Here is an 18,779-nt window from a genome sequence, read left to right as displayed (position 1 = left end):
AGTCCCGCGATCAGTGAAACATCGCCAGCTGTTGATTAAACAGGGCGTGCATATATTGGCGGGTCGCTATGCCACGATGGCAGGCGCAGGCGAGGTGCGCATCGGCACTGCGCAGATGTTCACGCAAGCGGCGCTCAGCACCTTCAGAACCGAGCATCTGTACCAGCGTCGATTTACCCTGATCCTGATTAATGTCCTTGCCGGTGTGTTTGCTGCCGTCGGCGAGATCATCGAGCAATTGGAAAGCCTGACCCAAATCCTGCGCGAAATAGCTGAGCTTCTGGCGCATAGCGGGGGTTGCTTCCGCGGCAATCGCCGCCATTTGCAAGGTGGCTCGGAACAGCACGCTGGTTTTGAGTTCATTGGTTAATGCGACGGCTTCCGGGCTACGCGATTGCGCGCCCTGATGCAGATCCTGGAATTGACCCTGCACCAAACCTTGTAAACCCACGGCAGAAGAGAGTTCGGCAATCGCCTCTGATTTCTGCAGGGCGGCTAAACCTGGCGCAACGGCGATCACTTCAAAGGCGCGGCTCAGCAGGGCAATCGCCGCCAGAATCGCCACGCTTTCGCCAAATTCGCGATGCACCGTTGGGCGCCCGCGTCGCATCTGAGCATTGTCCATGCATGGAATATCATCGAGGATCAACGACGCGGCATGCACCATTTCAACTGCGCAGGCGAGATCAAGAATGCCCTGTTGCGATGCTTTGCTGCCCATATCTCGCGCAGCCAACAGCAGCAGCAGTGGACGAATGCGTTTACCCGGTGCCAGTGCACCGGCGCGCATGGCGGCACGAACTTGATCGCTCGGCTGACCCGCAGGCAGCAGTTGCTCAAGATGCGTCTGCAATAATTGCTGCAAAGAGTGTAGTTCGTGTTCCGGGCTTGCGGTGATGTCGACATGGGCGGTCATAGCGGCTTTCCATGGTAAGTTGAATTGTTATGGTTTTTTTATTAACCGTAGACTGCGTAAGGTGAGTTCGCCAGCGCGCTCAACGCATTACGGTAAAAACAGATCCGAAATAAAACCTGATTCTCCACCAGGATTCATTGCACTTTCCCCGTGATCGTATTAGCGAAAAAAGTAACAAGGGTGCCGTAACATAAATTCATCCGGTAGTCTGAAACGACACGCTTATCCATCCAGGAAAATAATGATGTCTTCGCAACCTCATATTCTGATTATTCAGCCACTGATGCCGCAGCTGGACGAAAAACTCTCGCAACATTTTCATTGTCATCGTTTATATAATGAGCAGGACCCTGCGCTATTTCTTCAGCGCCAGGGCAAAGAGATTCAAGGCATAGTGACCCGCGGTGACGTGGGGGTAGAAACGTCGATTCTGGAACAGGTGCCGGCCTGTAAAGCGATTGCGGTGTTTGGGGTGGGAACCGATCGTATCGACCTGAATTACACCGCTGCACATGATATTCAGGTGAGCATCACCAGCGATATTCTTACCGATGATGTCGCCGATTTAGCCATGACGTTGACCTTAGCTTTTTCACGCAACCTGGTGGCCAATCATCAGTTCGCCCGCTCTGGCGCGTGGGAAAATACCGCTACTTCACTTTCCAGTAAAGCCAGCGGGAAACGCATGGGCATTGCGGGTTTGGGTGCGATTGGTCTTGCGATTGCCCGGCGTGCTGAGGCATTCGGTATGGAGATCGCTTACACCGCGCGCAGTCAAAAAGATGTGCCTTACCAACGCTGTGAGAACATAGAACAGCTGGCGGCGTTCAGTGATTTCCTGGTGCTGGCGCTGCCGGGTAGCCCGGAAAATATCCAGCTGGTGGACGCAAAAGTGCTGGCGGCGTTGGGGAAATCGGGTGTGCTGATCAACATTGCACGCGGTACGGTGGTGAATGAAAACGATCTTATCCAGGCATTGCAGCAGGGTGTGATAAAAGGCGCCGCGCTGGATGTTTTCCCACAAGAACCGATTATTCATCCTGCGCTGCGTGAATTAGATAATGTGTTATTAACCCCACATATTGCGAGTGCCACCCATGAAACCCGTGAAGGCATGGCGAATAATGTGCTGGAGAATTTGCTGGCCTATTTCTCAAATGGGAAAATGCTGACAACGATATAAATTTATTCTCTGGCATCAGAGGATTTTCTTATATCCTGCGCAGTAAGCGTTATATAGCAATTGCAATCTCTGCCGATGAACGTTGTTATGATAGGGCTATTCATTCAGGAGCCATTCATGACAACTCAAAAGATTGCGATAGTGGGCGGCGGCGTCATCGGTTTAGCGGTGGCGCGCGCATTAGCCTTGCAGGGCGTACAGGTTACGATTTTTGAGCAGCAGCATATTGGTGCCGGCACCAGCAGCACCACCTTCGCCTGGGTCAACTCCAATGGTAAACAACCCCTCAGTTATCACCAGCTCAATGCCCTCGCTATGGAAGAACATACTCGTTTGCAGCTTTCGCAAACCAATGGTCTGCGCTGGCTGGAAACCTGTGGTACCTGGGAGTGGGCGTCAGAAGGCGAGGCGCAGCAGAGGCTACTGCGGCGTGTTACCTCCCTGCAATCGCTGGGTTATCCCGCGCATGAGGTGACACCGGATGCGTTGCAGCGTGAAGTGCCGGATCTGCGTTCACAGGCGGTAAGTGGCAGCGTCTGGCATTTCCCAACGGAATCGGTATTGCATCCGACGCTGTATCTCTCGCGACTCTGGTCTGAAGCGCGTGCCAATGGGGCGGTATTGCATCAACAACATGCGATTGAACGTCTTAGCGAACAAGCTGATGGCGTCACGCTGCATCTGGTAAACGGTGAACAGTGGCAGGGTGATCACGTGGTGATTGCCACCGGGCGCTGGGCCAATCAACTGCTTAACACCCTTAATCTTGATTTGGCGCTGCTCGATACCAGCAAACCCAACGCGGTGGCCTGTAGTTTCCTGGCACGCACGGCGCCACAGCCGCTCTCGCTGGCAACCAATTTAATCTCTCCTCAGCTCAACGTGCGCCCGGATGGCGGCGGGCGGTTGTTATTACAAGCACTGGAACTGGACGATCTTACCGATCCTGCCTCGCCACCTTCGCTCCATGGCGATATTGCCCAGCAGTTCCGCGATCGCTACCACGCGTTGTTTGCAGATGCAGGCGAATTGCAGATTGAGAACATTGTGATTGGTCAACGCGCCAGACCGGCGGATGGATTACCTGCCATTGGCTACGTCACGCCTCATCAGCGTGTATATGTGGCAGTGACACACAGTGGAATCACATTGTCACCGTTGATTGGCAAGCTGGTGGCGCAGGAACTGGTGCAGGATCAGGCCAGTGAGTTACTGGCAGATTTCCGCCCTCAGCGATTGTTAGGCAAAAACGCCAGTGACTTTGCGCCGATTAAGCGCAACTTCCCTGCGGCACAGTAAAGCCATTTTTCCTAAAAATGATATTTTTGTGCCATTTTTGCGTGAGCGAGCAGTTTTAGTTGTTGCGATTATGTTATTACTGATTGCCTTACCACTCTCCTCTATCACAAGGAGGCAGCATGAAAATCGGTATCGTGGGCTATGGAACGGGCGGCAAACACTTTCACGCGCCATTCATTAATGCGGCTGAGGGCGTGGAGTTAGCGGGCATCGTGGCGCGTGCGCCAGCCACTATTGCACGCGTGAGAGCGGATTTTCCCGACATTCCGATCTATGCCAGCCTGACCGACATGCTGGTGGCAGGTGTCGATGCCGTCACGATCACGACACCACCGCAAACGCGCCGCGAACTGGTGCTGGAAGCGATTGCTGCGGGTGTGGCGGTGATTGCCGACAAACCCTTTGCACCCGACGCGAAAACGGGGCGTGAGTTGGCCAATGCCGCGAAAGCGAAAGGCGTCGTACTGAGCGTGTATCACAACCGTCGTTTTGACCATGATGTGCGCACGCTGAAAAAACTGATTGAGCAAAATCGCGTGGGAAAAGTGTGGCGTTTGCATAATCGTATGGATTTTGACGATGCCAATACCCTCGAAGGCGGCGAAACTGGCGGCCTGCTGCGTGATTTAGGCAGTCATATTGTTGATCAGGCGCTGTTCCTGTTGGGTCCGGTAAAATCAGTTTATGCTCAGCTGGATATTATCGACCTGCCGGAAGGGCCGACCGACGCCAGTTTTGTGCTGACGCTCACTCATCAAAACGGGACTAAATCCTATCTTTCCGCCACCAAACTGAATCGCTTTGTTTGCCGTGAGTTTCGTCTGTATGGCGATGCCGGTAGCTTTGTTTCACAAGGGACGGATGTGCAGGCGCAGGCCATTTTTGCGGGCCAGCGTCCGGCGGACGATCGGGATGCATGGGGCTATGAGCAGCCTGAGTGCTGGGGCACACTTAATACGCCGCAAGGCTCAGAACGGGTGCCTTCTGAACAAGGTGCCTATCACGCCTATTACGAAGCTTTTGCTCAAGCGGTACGCGATGGCAGTGAGCCTCCGGTGACGCCAGAGCAGGCGATTGAAGTCCTGGCGGTACTGGATGCTGCTTTTGTTAGCGCACGTGAAAATCGGGTTGTGGAAGTGATTTAAACGGTAGCGCTGCAGCAATGCAGCGCTCTATTCTCTTAACCTTTCCCCATGACACCCTGCTAATATGGCGCTCACGAGATGTTATGTTTAGAGGTCTGTTGTGTCGAATCTAAAGTTTCGAAGTGCCACCTTAGCCGATGTTGATCGCTGCTATGCCATTGAAATTAATGCCTACGAAGGCGATGAGGCTGCCACGCGCGAAAAAATCGCAACCCGTATAGCACACTATCCTCAAGGGTTTATGTGCCTTGAAAACGAGGGTCAAGTCATTGGCTTTATCAATGCAGGTTGCGCCTGGGATGTGGTGATGTCAGATGAGGAATTTAAGGAGTTAATCGGGCACGATCCTGCAGCACCTAACGTGGTAATTATGTCAGTGGTGCTCGATCCGGCTTATCAGGGTAAAGGTTACAGCACAATGATGATGCAACAGTTTATCAAGCTTATGAAGCAGATGGATAAGCAGACCATTCATTTGATGTGCAAAACCCATCACGTTGATCTGTATAAGAAGTTCGGCTATCAGTACATCAAACCTTCGGCGTCCGATCACGGCGGCATGGCGTGGCACGAGATGCTGATGACGCTGTGATTATTTTTTAACCAAAAATAATTCATCACCTGATCGCGATCATAAAATTACGCTGAAAACTGCTCAACCATGTCAGTTAAATCACATGCAACGAGGAGGTTATGATGCGTACTACACTGATGACCTTGCCGGAGGTGGCGCGCTATCTTGGCGTGCCCTCCGCCACTTTAGCCTGTGCGATTTGCAATCGTGGCACGCTAGAGAAAGTCCCGCTACCCGCCGCGGTTGACGATACCGCGCCGTTGTCCTGCCGCTGCTGGACGCCACAAGATGTCCGCCAGTTCAGGCTGGCGATGATGCGGGCGCGGCGTGGGCACTGAAGAACAACTGCCGGCTTCAGGCTGCAAGTTTTCGTGCTTATCCAATCAGCGCTTTCGCCTTGGCGCGAATCTCAGCCAGTTCATTCGATGTGACATGGCTTTTTTTCACCACTTTTCGGGCGTGCCAGTCAATGCTGGTCACCTGATCAGCCAGCGCGACACTCTCACGTGCGCCTGACAAGTTGACTTCAAAGGGATAACCCTTGGCCTGAGTGGTGCAGGGAACGCAAAGCAGCATGCCCACTTTGTTGTTATAGGCAAAAGGACTTAGGACGACAGCAGGGCGATGTCCACCCTGCTCGTGCCCCAGTGTAGGGTCAAAATCCAGCCAGATCAGGTCTCCGGCATCGGGTACAAAACGTGAAACCATTAGAGCAATTCCTTGCCAACTGAAGGTCCAAAATCAATTTTTTCATGGACGTTATCTTCAGTGATGCCGTCCAGCAGAGCATCAAGGGAATACTCCTTTTCTCTCACCGGGACAAGTATCAACTTGCCATCTTCCACGCTGAGTTCCAGTTTGTCGTCAACACTCAGCGCAGCAGATTGCATTACGCTGGCAGGGATGCGGATTGAAGGACTATTGCCCCATTTTTTTAACGTCACCGTGGTCATAACCAACCTCCTGCGAAATGTCGATACACTGTATATCATCGTTAAGGTTGATACAACGTAGCTACATCATTACCGCTTGAGCTGCCACCTTTAAACGCAGGAAAGCGTATCATCTAAGATAACGTTTTCGTGCTATTAGATACTCCAGTCTCGGTCAACGTCGCCCGCACATGAGGAAGACTCTGCGGGTAATTCTGTTGAATAAACTCAATCATCTTCTCACGCACATAGCAGCGTAAATCCCAGGCGGTTGGGGAGTTTTGTGCGGTCATTAATAAACGAATCGTCATGGTTTTGTCCGTAGTATCAGTCACCTGAAGCACCTGCGTTTGTTGATCCCAAAGTTTGGTTTCACTCAAGACTTTTTCAAAATGCTGACGCAGCGGTTCGAGTGGCATCGAGTAATCAAGATATAGAAATACTGAACCCAATATTTGGGCATTATTGCGCGTCCAGTTCTGGAAGGCGTTCTCGGTAAAGTAGGTAATTGGCAGCACCAGTCGGCGCAGGTCCCAGATACGCACTACGACATAGGTCAGGTTGATCTCCTCAATCCAACCCCATTCATTTTCAACCACAACCGCATCATCAATTTTGATCGGTTGTGTGAAAGCGATCTGAATGCCAGCAAACAAATTAACCAGTGATTTCTGCAATGCAAAACCGATAATGATGCCGGCCACCCCAGCTCCGGCGAGGATAGTGGTGCCGAATTTTCTCACGCCGGGAATGCTGATAAGAATTAGAGAAAGGCAGAATGATACAAGGAGGACAATCGCGACCTTTTTGACATAAATGATCTGGGTGCGAATCTTCCTGGCGCGCAGGTTGTTTGACAGATTAATATCATAGCGAATAAATAGCATGTCCTGCGCGACGTTGGTCAATCTTATTAAAATCGAGCACAATGACAATATTATGAAAACATTCAGCGTGGGGGTAATGAACGAAAGCGAATCGGGGTGAATATTTACATACTCGGCTCCGACGTTGATTAACATCAGTGGAATAAATAGAAACATTGAACCACGAAGATGCTTCTCAAGTGATTTGAATAATTTCCTGTCGCGATCCTGCCAGTAACGTATAAATCTAAGCAGTAAAAAACGAGCCAAAAAACCTGCGACAAGCGAAAGGGTGACAAGTAACACAGCAGGCACCCATGAAGGGGCGTCAGATAACTCATCAAATATCGATGGCATTATTTTCCCTCATTCTCAGCTGACAATATATCATTGTCAGGTAAATTACATATTCAGTAACCGTTGTCTATCCGGTTATCTGCTAACTATCTATTCGCTAATAATGAAATTAATTTAATACCCATCATTGATTCTGATGAAAACAATTTCATCATTATCGAGTTTTAATTAAAAATAGTGAATAAACCAACTCACTGAAAGTATAGACGATAATAAGTCTTCTGTGTCAGGAAGAGCGATTGAGGGGGGAATCCGCTGCCCTGAGGCAGCGGCTGTTATTTATTGCGTGATTTCGGGGTGCTGAGCAACTAAATTGCGGCGTTTATTTTTCAACTCCTCAATTTGTTCATCAATATCCTCGATGCGCTGCTCAATGCCATCATGATGCTCCTGCAGCAACTCTTTGGCTTCTTCAAGCGAGGAGGCAGCTGGGGTGTCACCATAGAGCGGTTTGTTAGCGGTTTCCCTCACGGTAAAACCGGTCACCACACCGATCGCACCCACTACCATCAGATACCATGCCGGCATATAAAGGTTGCCTGTCACTTCCACTAACCAGGCGGTAAGGGTAGGGGTAATACCCGCAACCAAAATGGAGATGTTATAGGTGCTGGCCAACGCGCTGTAACGCACTTCTGTCGGGAATAACGCGGGCAGGGTCGAGGCCATCACGCCAATCAGACAGTTGAGTATGACCGCCTGAATCAACAATCCGAAAAAGAGTGCGACTAAACTGTGATGAGTAATCAGCATAAAGGAGGGAATGGATAACAGCACCATTGCCACGCTACCAATAATGATAAACGGACGACGTCCAAATTTATCACTGAGTAATCCCATCACCGGTTGCACAAACAGCATCGCCAGCATGATAACGACAATGATTAAAACGCCACGGTCTTCTGAATAGTGCAGATTGTGGGTCAGGTAACTCGGCACATAAGTCAGCAGCATGTAATAAGCCACGTTGGTGGTGATAACGATGCCGATGCAGGAGATCAGATTTCGCCAGTGTTTGCGTGCAATCTCTTTGAAAGGAACAGAAGGGCCTTCACTCAAACCTTGCTTGGAACCTTCTTCCAGTGAATCCACATGTTTCTGGAATGCTGGGGTCTCTTCGAGCGCATGACGCAGGTAAAGGCCGACTAAACCTAATGGCAACGCCATAAAGAAGGGGATGCGCCAGCCCCAGTCATTGAAGGTTTCCTGGCCCAGGATCGTGGTGAGCAGCACAACCACACCGGCGCCACAGACGAAGCCAACCAGCGAACCAAAATCAAGCCAACTGCCTAAAAATCCGCGTTTACGATCGGGTGAGTATTCCGCCACAAAGATTGAAGCACCGGTATATTCGCCTCCCACCGAGAATCCCTGAACCATTTTTGCAATCAGCAGCAAGACCGGCGCCCAGAAGCCGATGGTGGCATAGGAAGGAATAAGTCCGATACTGAAGGTGCTGAAGGTCATCAATATGATGGTGATGGCCAGAATCTTCTGACGGCCGTATTTATCACCCAATACGCCAAAGAACATTCCCCCTAGCGGACGAATGATGAACGGAACCGAGAATGTGCCCAAAGCGGCGATGATCTGAATGCCAGGCGAGGCACCCGGGAAAAAAACTTTGCCTAAAACGGCTGCGACATAGCCGTATACCCCAAAATCAAACCACTCCATGGCATTACCCAGAGCGGCGGCGGTAATCGCCTTCTTGAGACGAGCATCATCAATGATTGTCACGTCCTTCAACCGCATCGGTTTAACCTTTTTACGTCTTAAACTAAGCATTCCCATTCCCTTAAAAATCAATTACTTTTGATTGATATCTAGTTATAAACAAACAGTAAAACGTCATAGTGAACCCAGCAAAAGCTCATGATCCTGATACAGCATAGACATAAATTTACAATTTGCCGGGAGAAACCCCGATTTAGCGGCTTTTTTAGGCTGACGTATATAAGTAATCGCGAAGATTTGAGACGTAAGGACGGGCGTTCTCAGTGGGCAAGACGGACTCACTGATGCTGGTTAAGCTCACAGGCCCCTAGGCATCGTCACTGCGCCTTCATTCCGTGACAGGAGTGAAGGCAACACGATGGGGTGAATAGTATATGGTCGACCATGCCAGACAATCGACCTTGTGCTGATGACTAGCGGTATTGCCATAATATGTTGTTTACTGGCAGTCCGTATTCATTCACTCAAGCAATGCGATAAATTTAAAATGAGTGGTTAACATGCAGCTTATTAATTAACAACCGAGATGCCAAGATGCTGCAATATTAATGAGGCCTGGTAGTTGTCCAGCTTCACGCCCTGCATATCAACTTCACGCACATCGATTTCACCTAGCTCCGAGTTAGTCAGATCGCAATAAGTGAAATTGGCAGAAGGCCAGTCAAATGAAGAAAACTCACCGCCTGAGAGATCTGAACCACTGAATGTTGCGCCCAGAATATGAGTACCAATCCAGCGGTTATCCCATAGCTCGCACTTCTCTAATACCACCTTGGATAAATTGGCGTAGCTGAGGTTTGTTTTGGTGATGTATGCACTGCAGAACCAGGTACGGGTTGTAATCATGTTCATGAAACTGGCACCGCGAAAATCGGCACCTTGTGCCATACAGCTACGAATCTCAATACCCAGCGCACTAACGTTTCTAAAGTCCGCCATGGAAAGATCGCAACTATTAAAGATGGCATCTTTCAGCGCGAATGACGCTCAGGAATGATTAGATTTCAAGTGCAGCTATAATCGCAGATTCCATTTTCTCTGGCGTGGTAAACGGTGCAAAACGCTTAATCGGTTTGCCGTCGCGTCCGATGAGGAATTTAGTGAAGTTCCACTTGATCCTACCGCCCAGCACGCCGGGTAATTCGTCTTTCAGATAACCAAACACCGGATGCGTAGCCGCTCCGTTGACCTCCACCTTCTCGAACATCGGGAAGCTTACACCGTAGTTAATGTGGCAGGTTTGCGAGATCGCGTCGGCATCACCGGGCTCCTGCTTTCCGAACTGATTGCAAGGGAACCCCAGCACCATCAGCCCCTGGGCGGCATACTTCTTATAAAGCGCTTCAAGGCCTGCGTACTGTGGCGTGAAGCCGCAATGGCTGGCGGTGTTCACTACCAAAACCAGTTTGCCAGCGTAATCAGCCATGGAGATAAGCTGGCCGCTCAGGCTGGTGGCGGTAAGTTGATGGAAAGTGGTCATGTTGGCTTCCTTAAAGCAGAAAACAGTTCGACGTCGACATTACCACGTTGCTTGAAGGCGCTGCTTGTCGATTGTCGCGATAGATTTATGCCTGGCGGAAAAGCTTTTCACTGCTTATAAGTTTGATACCCGTAGGGCTACTCTCAAGAATACGTTTTTCCTGATCCGAAACCCATCTGACAGTAGACCATCCCTCTTCGGCAGATAGTGCGCTCTGAATTTTTGTGATGAGTGCATCGGCCTGATGACTTTCACAGTCAAGATTACCGACCAGGTTGTTATTGAGGTACACGCTGAGGCGGTGCGTCGTGATCATTGCCTTAGTCTCCTGTTGGCCAGAAGTGATCATCTGGGAGCGAGCGGGCACCAAAAATGGCCTGACCTACGCGCACCACATTGGCGCCTTCTTCGATAGCGATTTCGAAATCACCCGACATCCCCATCGACAGCTGCAAATGGCCATACACATCAGCAAGTCCATCACGCAGTTTCCTCAAACGGATAAAGCAGGCCCGCACACGATCGGCATCTGAGCTGAATTCTGCCAATGTCATCAGCCCCATCACTCGCAGGTTTTTGAGCGGGCTCAGTTGTACCATGAAGTCCGCAACTTGCTCAGGAACCAAACCATATTTGCTCGGTTCAGCAGAGGTATTCACCTGCACAAACACCTCCAGCGTGCGGCCTTCAAGCTGTAAACGCCGATCCAGTATCACTGCCGTGTTGAGTGAGTCCAGAGCTTGAAATTCACTGGCAAATCTGGCAACCAGTTTGGCTTTGTTGGACTGAAGATGACCAATCACAGACCATCTCAAGTCAGTGAGATCTGACATGGCCTGCGATTTCCCCCATGCTTCCTGCACTTTGTTTTCACCCAGCAACTTACATCCGGCCTGATGCGCCAGACGGATATGGTTTTCATCCATGGTTTTACTGACGGGTAGCAGGCGAACGTCGGATACATCACGCCCCGCGCGCAGGCAAGCTGCATCGATTCGGGATTGCACGGCGGCCAAATTGTCGATGAAATCCTGCACACTCTCTGCGCGAGGCCAACGATTATGCATGTCGTGACGGGGCTGAGTGTCAGGATTTAAGGTTCTGATTTCGGTGTTTTTCATGGCGTATAGACAAGCGCTCAGCAGTCAATTAACATTGACCTAGGCTAAACTTTTATTTGTACCAGATCAATGAAGATAAACGGAAAAACAGCGGGTGATATTTTCGATCAGATTCGCGCAAAGATTCAGTCCGGTGAACTCGCGCCCGGCACGATGCTTCCTACACTACGTGATTTAGCCGGTGAGTTGGGCATTAATCGCAACACGGTTGCTCTGGCCTATAAGCGCCTCACGGATGCAGGTTTTGTGCTGTCCAGAGGCAGAAACGGCACCATTGTGCGTGAACCGATCGCGACGATTGATATTGAAGGCAGCGCACCGGGCCTGGCGATACGCGATCTCGCCAGTGGCAATCCTGCATCTTCGGTTCTTCCCTCTGTTAACCAACTTGTTACGCATATTCAAAATACACCGGGTTTGTACGGCGAACCGGAAATCCGCCCTGAACTTGAGGCGGCGGGTCTCGAATGGCTACAACCCGATCTCGATGTTCACTTTGAATTAAATTTGACCAACGGTGCGGTTGATGCGGTTGAGAGGGTGCTTGCCAGTTACCTGATTGCAGGCGATCGCGTGGCGGTTGAAGACCCCTGCTTCCTGAGTAGCATCAGCACCTTGCGGCACAATCGTCTGCAGGCTGCGCCTGTAGCAATGGATACGGAAGGAATGCAGATTGAGGCACTATCACGTCAGCTTTCTGCGGGCGTCCAGGCGGTGATCATTACCCCTCGCGCCCACAATCCAACCGGCTTTGGCCTGAGCGCTGGCAGGGCAGAGGGCATACGTACTTTGCTGGCAAGTTATCCGCAGGTACTGGTGATTGTGGATGACCACTTTTCTCTGCTCTCAACACAGGATTATCACCACATTGTTCCGGCAAATACCCGTAACTGGGTGCTCATCCGCTCCCTGTCCAAGTTTCTTGGTCCTGATATGCGCATGGCCTTTGTTGCCAGTGATGAAGAAACTTCACAGCGTCTGCGTCAACGCCTGAATGCCGGGACAAACTGGGTCAGCCATATTTTGCAAGATATGGCTGCGGGCCATATGCGTTCGCCTGACTTTCAGCAATCCATTCTGGCCGCACGCAGGCGCTATTTGGGCCAACGAGAATTGCTGGTCAGCGCGTTGAAACAGCACGGCGTCACCGTTTCAGAACATCACGACGGCTTAAACGTGTGGGTTCCTTTAGCGCACAACAGTGCGGCAACGGTAATGCAAATGGCGCAACGGGGTTGGCTGGTTCGCGGCGGAGAAGGATTCATGCTGGACAGCACGCGTTCAGGGTTACGGATCACCGTCTCTGAGCTTGATGCACCCGAAACTGAATTAATCGCAAAATCCCTGGCCGGGATTCTGTCACAGCAGCGTCAGATTCAGGCTACCAATAAGGTCTGAACAGGCCAGTACATTACTCATGGAGTTCTCTGCAATGCGCGTACATTTCATCGTACATGAAGATTTTGAGGCACCCGGCGCCTACGAAACATGGGCCATTAATCACGGCCATGATGTGTCTTACTCGCGGGTTTACGCCGGTGATAAGTTGCCAGGAGACGCGGAAGGTATCGATTTTCTGATTGTGATGGGAGGGCCACAAGATCCCTCCACCACATTAGCTGAATGCCCGCACTTTAATGCGAAAGGTGAACAGGCGTTGATTGCTTCGGCGGTTCAAACCGGTAAAGCCGTTATCGGTATCTGTCTCGGTTCACAACTGATTGGTGAAGCGCTAGGCGCATCTTTCGCTCACAGCCCTGAAAAAGAGATTGGTAAATTCCCGATCACGCTGACAGAAGAGGGTAGTAAGGACGAACTGTTCTCTCACTTTGCCAGCACGCTGGAAGTGGGGCACTGGCATAACGACATGCCGGGTCTGACGGCAGATGCAAAAATCATCGCTTACAGCGAAGGTTGCCCGCGCCAGATCGTGGCGTATTCAGACCGCGTATATGGTTTCCAGTGCCATATGGAACTGACGCTAGAGGTTGTGGAAATGCTGATCGCGCATTCAGAGAAAGATCTGAATCGCGCCGCAGAATACCGGTTCGTCAACACGCCAGAAGAACTTCGTGCACACGACTACAGCGAGATGAATCAGGTGCTGTTTGGCTTTTTAGATAAGTTGGAAGCTCGTTTTAAATCAGCATAAGCACTGAGTACGTCAGGCTAACTGTGCCTGGCATTCTTTCTGCTCTATTAATTAATAACGCTGCCCGGCGATTTTACGCGGGGCAGCGTCAGTTCAGTCAGCTTTTAGCGCCTCACTGGCGGCGACAGAGTGCCACTGTATGACATCCATCTTATATGCCATCAATTACAATTGCGGACCTGCCTGCGCAATACGCGCACCGGCCTCGTTGTTGCTGTACTGTTTGAAGTTATTGATAAACAGCTGTGCCAGTTTCTCGGCCGCTTCCTGCCAATCTGCCGGGGATGCCCAGCCGTTACGCGGATCGAGTGTGTTCACATCGACGCCAGCAATCTCCTGCGGAATGGCGAGGCCAAAGATCGGCAGTGTTTCTTCACGCATTGCGCCAGTTTCCCCTTCGAGGATGGCGTTGACGATCTGGCGCGTATCTTTCAGCGACAAACGTTGGCCTGCACCGTTCCAGCCGGTATTCACCAGCCACACTTCAGCACCGCTTTGTGCGACCTTTTCCTGCAGCACATCAGCATACTGCGTTGGATGCAGCATCAGGAAAGCCGCTCCGTAGCAAGCTGAGAACGTTGGCGTCGGAGCGGTAATGCCGCGCTCGGTGCCCGCCAGCTTGGAGGTGAAGCCAGAAAGGAAGTGATACTGCATCTGCTCTGGCGTCAAACGTGAAACCGGAGGGAGCACGCCAAATCCGTCCGCAGCAAGGAAGATAATGCGTGAAGGGTGACCCGCGCGAGACACCGGCTGCACGATATTCTCGATGTGCGACAGTGGATAAGAGACGCGTGTGTTCTCGGTTTTGCTGCCATCGGCATAATCCACGCTGCCATCTTCACGAACGACAACGTTTTCCAGCAGCGCGTTACGGCGGATAGCACCATAAATTTCCGGTTCAGATTCCGCTTTCAGATTGATGGTCTTGGCATAGCAGCCGCCTTCAAAATTGAATACGCCGTCAGCATCCCAGCCGTGCTCATCATCACCAATCAGCTGGCGACGCGGATCGGTCGACAGTGTGGTTTTACCGGTGCCGGAAAGGCCAAAGAACAGCGCCACGTCGTCTTTTTCGCCACGGTTCGCTGAGCAGTGCATTGACGCAATACCCTTCAGCGGCAGCAGGTAGTTCATCACTGAGAACATCCCTTTTTTCATTTCGCCGCCGTACCAGGTCCCGCCAATCAGCTGGATATTCTCTGTCAGGTTGAAGGCAACAAAGTTCTCCGAGTTTAACCCTTGCTCCTGCCACTGCGGATTGACGCAACCGGCGCCATTAATCACCGTGAAGTCCGGGTTAAAGCTTGCCAGTTCTTCGGCGGTCGGGGCGATAAACATGTTTTTGACAAAGTGCGCCTGCCAGGCCACCTCAGTGACAAAACGCACGGCCAGACGGGTATCCGCGCTGGCACCACACCAGGCATCCACGATATACAGCGCTTTCTCAGATAAGTGATCGGCTACCAGCGATTTCAGGTGTGCCCATACTTCAGTGGACATCGGTTTATTATCGTTGCGCCCCAGGCCAGCATCGGACCACCAAAGGGTATCTCGCGTCACATCGTCACGAACGATGTATTTATCGCGTGGAGAACGGCCAGTGAATTCGCCGGTATCAACGGTAACCGCACCAGACGTCGTCAATATTCCGCGCGCCGGGCCTTTAAGCTCGGCTGACGTTTCATGCTCGAACAGCAATTCGTAACTCGGGTTGTAAACAATCTCGCTGACATCGTTGATGCCAAGGCTTGAGAGATGTTGCATGACAGATTTAATTGCGCTCATAAAATACCCTGACTCATTGGATGATTGGCGAGGCGGCAAGGGCCGACCCGAGTAAGGGATGGATAGTAGCACTGGCTTTTTGATGCAGAAATTGCATATAAATCATTTGTCATGTAAAAAATGCATAGAATTGGGGGCTGCAATTGGAGAAAAGACGTGCTAAGTAACCTCGAAGTGAAGTGGTTCTATGATGTGATTGCATTAGAAGAATGCCGCAGCTTTACGCTTGCGGCAGAGAGACGAAATATTTCGCAATCCTCGTTTAGCAGAAGGATTCAGGCACTCGAATCGAACCTGGGTTTCAGCGTCTTTAATCGTGAAGTGAACCCGCCACAGTTGACGCCGCAGGGCAGGATATTTGTCGGCTATGCCAGGAACATGCTCGACGATATGGACTTCCAGATCAGCCGAATTAAGGGGGAAGATAAGCTTAAGCAGAGTATCCGTATCGATGCGGCGCCTTCGCTTTCCGTCCTGCTGCTGCCCGATATACTGGCGGATTACCGTGACAGCCCTGATAAAGTTTTCTTTGTTGAATCGATTAACGTCAACGATGCCGTATTTAACCTGAAAGAGGGGAAAAGTGATTTCATCCTGTCCTTTTATAATGAAGAGCTGATGAATTATCCGTTTATCAATCACAAAATTTTCGATTCCGCGCTGCACCTGGTTTCACCCTGTGACCAGCACGGTAAGCCGATTTTCTCCATCAATGGCGATACACTGCCGCTGGTCAAGTATGCCAATGACAGTTATATGGGGCGTCAGGTCAATCAGGTGATTGATCGCATACCCAATACCACCTTCATTCTGACCTTCGTTTCATCGATGAGCGAGTTGCTGAAGAGAATGATCCTGAAAGGCGATGCCGTTGGCTGGCTGCCGGATTACTCGATTCAGCGCGAGTTGGAGGAGAGAAGGCTGGCGATCATGGATCACAGCCTTTCGCTGAAGATATCGGCTTATGTTTATCGATCTGGCGCGCGTTTAAACCTGACGGCGGAACGTTTCTGGCGCTACGTTAAGGGGCGAAACATTGATGGCTAAAGTAAAATTTTATGCCTGAAAAGGATATTCAGGATAAAAATGAGCGCCAGGGATGTTTTTTGGGATTTTCATCAGCGTGATTAATACGTGTGATTCATGCGCTATGTCAATCAATCGCCATCATATTATTCCCAACAACGTTTTTTGTTCAGGCTAAAGTGATTTAAACACATGCTTGCTGAATATTATCCATATGAAAACGGCGCAAAGCGCAATGCCTGCCAAAACAAGATAGGCAAAGCTCCATGAGGTGTGGCTGACTATGGCACCAGCCAATGCCGGACTGAGTGAGGCTCCCAATCCCTGTAGCAACATAACGAGCCCAAGCGCGGCGTTGATATGTCCTGAACCATTGAATAATGAGGCGATAAGTCCGGGAACGGCAACGCCTAAAATACCCGCAGCGACACCGTCCAGTGCCTGTACGGGAAACAACACGAACTCATTGCTCCAGAACGACGCAATCGCCGCACGAAATGGCAGTACAATCAGCGCAATAACGACAAGTCTGGCATAACCATACCGTGATGCATACCTTGCGGTAAGCAATGCGACGGGGATCATCACCGCTTGAGAAATAGCGACCGTGAGGGCAGCATAGGTGCCAGGTGAAAACAGAGACTCCGTGGAAGAGGAGGCGACCTGCATGCTTAACATTGGCAGTTGCGCTGCATTGGCCAGATGGAAAAGAAGCAAGGTTATCCCTGTTACTGCCAGTTCAGGTCGCTTGAGTAATGCCAACACAGAGACAGACACGGTAGAACCTTCATGCTTTTCTATTCCTCTGGCCACATCGTGATCTATGTCGTTTTTGTTGATCGCTAAAGTGCATAAAACCGCGCACACCGCCATTGTGGTCATCAGCAAGAATACCGAACCGGTGCCCCAGATCCAGCAGGTGATGGCCGCCAGCACCGCCACCGTCATATTGCCGCTATGGTTAAAAGCTTCGTTTCGTCCCATCTGTGACAAAAAACCTTTTTGACCGGTGATACCTAAGGTGATACCCGCAATCGCTGGCGCGACGACAGCTGCCGCAATACCAGTAATAATTTGCGATAAAATAACCACAGCAGATGTGGGGAAATACCAGAGGGCGAGGGCGCTTAAGGTAATCAGCAGAGATGCAGTAACAATCAACAGTCGTTTAAAACGGGTGGCATCGACAATTATCCCTGCGGGGAAGGTAGCCAATAGTCCAGCTAATCCGCCCAATGTCATCACCAGACCAATTTCTTCCGCTCGCCAGTGGTGGGATACCAGAAAAATGCCCAGAAACGGCCCCAGCCCATCCCGCACATCAGCGATAAAGAAGTTGAGCAGACAGAGAACCTGCAGTGAACGTAATCTCATCAACACCCGCCCCGAAAAGTTTTATCGTCCTAAAATACCCTGCGCCTGGTCAGGGTTGATTGGCCAATCTTTTGATAATTTTGTGGCTGAGGAACCTTGTTGCTAATCGTCTTGAACCTCGCTCAAAAAATAGTGCTCATCTCACGCCTCGTCAACGTCCGCACCGCCTCGCTTTGCGGAACTCATGATTGAATTGAGGGCGTTTAAGTTCAAGGGGTAGGTACCAGAATAGGGCGTTTACCTGGGTTCGATGCCCTAACCTGCGGTTTCAAATGAGTGATAAGCATTGGTTCGCAATAGAATCGGTAGGGGGGTAATCAGTCATAATCTGTCTCCTTATGAGATGTGTGCTGCTCCTGTTGATAATGTGTGTAATCAGGGAAATCATGCAGTAAACATTAGCGCAAAATTGTCACTCACGCATATTTACTTAAGTCAGGCTTAATATAGACCATAGGGACGTGGCGATATTTACTGCTTAAGAACGCTTGTGGCGGGACGAGAGAAAAAGTCGAACAAGCGAAGGTTTCTAAGTCAGGAAAGCTCTATGATGATTGGCACGGGACTTCAGCGAATTTTTTTCAGCAACTCAGTTTAAAGTATTCGGAGTTTACGTATCACTATGTTTAGAAGAGATTTTCTGCCATTAATTTTGATTCGTAGAACCAGATTTTATTGTCCTGCCAATGATCCTCAGTCACAGTACAAACCAATTTGCGTCTTTCATCTCAATCTAACGCCAGGCCAAATGGCATTTGCGCTGAGTTCCCAGTTTAGTGAGCTTATCATCCAGAATGACAATAACGTTGAGTTCAACACTGCAGTGTGACGC

18 protein-coding genes and 1 pseudogene are annotated in these 18,779 nt (G+C 50.5%); 8 read left to right on the top strand and 11 right to left on the bottom strand.

What is annotated here, in order from left to right; translation table 11 throughout:
• Positions 1-10 precede the first annotated feature (10 nt).
• A complete protein-coding gene (locus QMZ65_RS15995) occupies positions 11-916 on the bottom strand; it encodes a polyprenyl synthetase family protein (RefSeq protein WP_097118748.1) in 906 nt (301 codons plus the stop codon).
• Positions 917-1,157: 241 nt separating this feature from the next.
• Here QMZ65_RS15995 and QMZ65_RS15990 point away from each other — a divergent pair, with 241 nt between their 5' ends.
• From QMZ65_RS15990 to QMZ65_RS15970, 5 genes are all read left to right on the top strand, one after another.
• Positions 1,158-2,099, top strand: coding sequence for a 2-hydroxyacid dehydrogenase (locus QMZ65_RS15990; RefSeq protein WP_211728688.1), 942 nt, complete (start codon positions 1,158-1,160; stop codon positions 2,097-2,099).
• A gap of 117 nt (positions 2,100-2,216) precedes the next feature.
• Entirely contained in the window at positions 2,217-3,398 is a 1,182-nt protein-coding gene (locus tag QMZ65_RS15985; RefSeq protein WP_283216325.1) for an NAD(P)/FAD-dependent oxidoreductase, read from the top strand.
• Positions 3,399-3,517: 119 nt separating this feature from the next.
• Positions 3,518-4,543, top strand: coding sequence for a Gfo/Idh/MocA family protein (locus QMZ65_RS15980; RefSeq protein WP_283216324.1), 1,026 nt, complete (start codon positions 3,518-3,520; stop codon positions 4,541-4,543).
• A gap of 100 nt (positions 4,544-4,643) precedes the next feature.
• A complete protein-coding gene (locus QMZ65_RS15975) occupies positions 4,644-5,135 on the top strand; it encodes a GNAT family N-acetyltransferase (protein ID WP_283216323.1) in 492 nt (163 codons plus the stop codon).
• Positions 5,136-5,236: 101 nt separating this feature from the next.
• Positions 5,237-5,455: a hypothetical protein gene (locus QMZ65_RS15970; protein ID WP_409566158.1), complete on the top strand. Its 219-nt coding sequence runs from the start codon at positions 5,237-5,239 to the stop codon at positions 5,453-5,455.
• 37 nt (positions 5,456-5,492) lie between these two features.
• Here QMZ65_RS15970 and mazF read toward each other — a convergent pair whose 3' ends face one another.
• The 8 genes and pseudogenes from mazF to QMZ65_RS15930 form a co-directional block, all read right to left on the bottom strand.
• Complete coding sequence (gene mazF, locus QMZ65_RS15965) at positions 5,493-5,825, bottom strand: endoribonuclease MazF (RefSeq protein WP_097118753.1); 333 nt, start codon at positions 5,823-5,825, stop codon at positions 5,493-5,495.
• Positions 5,825-6,070, bottom strand: a complete 246-nt coding sequence (locus QMZ65_RS15960; protein WP_058961633.1) for an AbrB/MazE/SpoVT family DNA-binding domain-containing protein — start codon at positions 6,068-6,070, stop codon at positions 5,825-5,827. The genes mazF and QMZ65_RS15960 overlap by 1 nt, the downstream gene beginning before the upstream one ends.
• Positions 6,071-6,183: 113 nt before the next feature.
• On the bottom strand, positions 6,184-7,272 hold the full coding sequence (locus QMZ65_RS15955; protein WP_097118754.1) for a mechanosensitive ion channel family protein: 1,089 nt from the start codon (positions 7,270-7,272) through the stop codon (positions 6,184-6,186).
• A gap of 279 nt (positions 7,273-7,551) precedes the next feature.
• Positions 7,552-9,060, bottom strand: coding sequence for a glycine betaine/L-proline transporter ProP (gene proP / locus QMZ65_RS15950; RefSeq protein WP_160834133.1), 1,509 nt, complete (start codon positions 9,058-9,060; stop codon positions 7,552-7,554).
• 459 nt (positions 9,061-9,519) lie between these two features.
• Positions 9,520-9,984: pseudogene (locus QMZ65_RS15945) on the bottom strand (Qnr family pentapeptide repeat protein); the annotation flags it as partial.
• Between the two features lie 22 nt (positions 9,985-10,006).
• Positions 10,007-10,489, bottom strand: a complete 483-nt coding sequence (locus tag QMZ65_RS15940; RefSeq protein WP_283216322.1) for a glutathione peroxidase — start codon at positions 10,487-10,489, stop codon at positions 10,007-10,009.
• Between the two features lie 85 nt (positions 10,490-10,574).
• Positions 10,575-10,805, bottom strand: a complete 231-nt coding sequence (locus tag QMZ65_RS15935) for a cytoplasmic protein (RefSeq protein ID WP_160834131.1) — start codon at positions 10,803-10,805, stop codon at positions 10,575-10,577.
• A gap of 4 nt (positions 10,806-10,809) precedes the next feature.
• The gene (locus tag QMZ65_RS15930) at positions 10,810-11,556 is read right to left on the bottom strand and encodes a YggS family pyridoxal phosphate-dependent enzyme (RefSeq protein ID WP_283216321.1); all 747 of its coding nucleotides are present in this window, start codon (positions 11,554-11,556) and stop codon (positions 10,810-10,812) included.
• Positions 11,557-11,679: 123 nt separating this feature from the next.
• Here QMZ65_RS15930 and ptsJ point away from each other — a divergent pair, with 123 nt between their 5' ends.
• Positions 11,680-13,008, top strand: a complete 1,329-nt coding sequence (gene ptsJ / locus QMZ65_RS15925; RefSeq protein WP_097118759.1) for a MocR-like B6 salvage transcription factor PtsJ — start codon at positions 11,680-11,682, stop codon at positions 13,006-13,008.
• Positions 13,009-13,042: 34 nt separating this feature from the next.
• Complete coding sequence (locus QMZ65_RS15920) at positions 13,043-13,762, top strand: type 1 glutamine amidotransferase (protein WP_097118760.1); 720 nt, start codon at positions 13,043-13,045, stop codon at positions 13,760-13,762.
• Between the two features lie 165 nt (positions 13,763-13,927).
• On the opposite strand, the gene pckA is transcribed toward QMZ65_RS15920, so the two are convergent.
• Entirely contained in the window at positions 13,928-15,547 is a 1,620-nt protein-coding gene (gene pckA / locus QMZ65_RS15915; protein WP_097118761.1) for a phosphoenolpyruvate carboxykinase (ATP), read from the bottom strand.
• 156 nt (positions 15,548-15,703) lie between these two features.
• On the opposite strand from pckA, the gene QMZ65_RS15910 reads away from it, so the two are divergent.
• Positions 15,704-16,594, top strand: coding sequence for a LysR family transcriptional regulator (locus QMZ65_RS15910; RefSeq protein ID WP_097118762.1), 891 nt, complete (start codon positions 15,704-15,706; stop codon positions 16,592-16,594).
• A gap of 153 nt (positions 16,595-16,747) precedes the next feature.
• Here QMZ65_RS15910 and QMZ65_RS15905 read toward each other — a convergent pair whose 3' ends face one another.
• Positions 16,748-17,947, bottom strand: a complete 1,200-nt coding sequence (locus QMZ65_RS15905) for an MFS transporter (protein WP_097118763.1) — start codon at positions 17,945-17,947, stop codon at positions 16,748-16,750.
• Between the last annotated feature and the right edge of the window lie 832 nt (positions 17,948-18,779).

It is taken from the genome of Pantoea sp. EABMAA-21 (genome assembly GCF_030053335.1).
Lineage (GTDB): Bacteria > Pseudomonadota > Gammaproteobacteria > Enterobacterales > Enterobacteriaceae > Pantoea > Pantoea communis.
The sequence above is the reverse complement of the archived record's forward strand: the minus strand, read 5'-3'. Positions and strand labels throughout refer to the sequence as shown.

Excerpts from the sequence above, each read along its gene's own strand:
- QMZ65_RS15995 (WP_097118748.1), bottom strand. The coding sequence starts at position 916 with ATGACCGCCCATGTCGACATCACCGCAAGCCCGGAACACGAACTACAC.
- QMZ65_RS15990 (WP_211728688.1), top strand. The coding sequence starts at position 1,158 with ATGATGTCTTCGCAACCTCATATTCTGATTATTCAGCCACTGATGCCG.
- QMZ65_RS15985 (WP_283216325.1), top strand. The coding sequence starts at position 2,217 with ATGACAACTCAAAAGATTGCGATAGTGGGCGGCGGCGTCATCGGTTTA.
- QMZ65_RS15980 (WP_283216324.1), top strand. The coding sequence starts at position 3,518 with ATGAAAATCGGTATCGTGGGCTATGGAACGGGCGGCAAACACTTTCAC.
- QMZ65_RS15970 (WP_409566158.1), top strand. The coding sequence starts at position 5,237 with ATGATGCGTACTACACTGATGACCTTGCCGGAGGTGGCGCGCTATCTT.
- mazF (WP_097118753.1), bottom strand. The coding sequence starts at position 5,825 with ATGGTTTCACGTTTTGTACCCGATGCCGGAGACCTGATCTGGCTGGAT.
- QMZ65_RS15960 (WP_058961633.1), bottom strand. The coding sequence starts at position 6,070 with ATGACCACGGTGACGTTAAAAAAATGGGGCAATAGTCCTTCAATCCGC.
- QMZ65_RS15955 (WP_097118754.1), bottom strand. The coding sequence starts at position 7,272 with ATGCCATCGATATTTGATGAGTTATCTGACGCCCCTTCATGGGTGCCT.
- proP (WP_160834133.1), bottom strand. The coding sequence starts at position 9,060 with ATGCTTAGTTTAAGACGTAAAAAGGTTAAACCGATGCGGTTGAAGGAC.
- QMZ65_RS15940 (WP_283216322.1), bottom strand. The coding sequence starts at position 10,489 with ATGACCACTTTCCATCAACTTACCGCCACCAGCCTGAGCGGCCAGCTT.
- QMZ65_RS15935 (WP_160834131.1), bottom strand. The coding sequence starts at position 10,805 with ATGATCACGACGCACCGCCTCAGCGTGTACCTCAATAACAACCTGGTC.
- QMZ65_RS15930 (WP_283216321.1), bottom strand. The coding sequence starts at position 11,556 with ATGCATAATCGTTGGCCTCGCGCAGAGAGTGTGCAGGATTTCATCGAC.
- ptsJ (WP_097118759.1), top strand. The coding sequence starts at position 11,680 with ATGAAGATAAACGGAAAAACAGCGGGTGATATTTTCGATCAGATTCGC.
- QMZ65_RS15920 (WP_097118760.1), top strand. The coding sequence starts at position 13,043 with ATGCGCGTACATTTCATCGTACATGAAGATTTTGAGGCACCCGGCGCC.
- pckA (WP_097118761.1), bottom strand. The coding sequence starts at position 15,547 with ATGAGCGCAATTAAATCTGTCATGCAACATCTCTCAAGCCTTGGCATC.
- QMZ65_RS15905 (WP_097118763.1), bottom strand. The coding sequence starts at position 17,947 with ATGAGATTACGTTCACTGCAGGTTCTCTGTCTGCTCAACTTCTTTATC.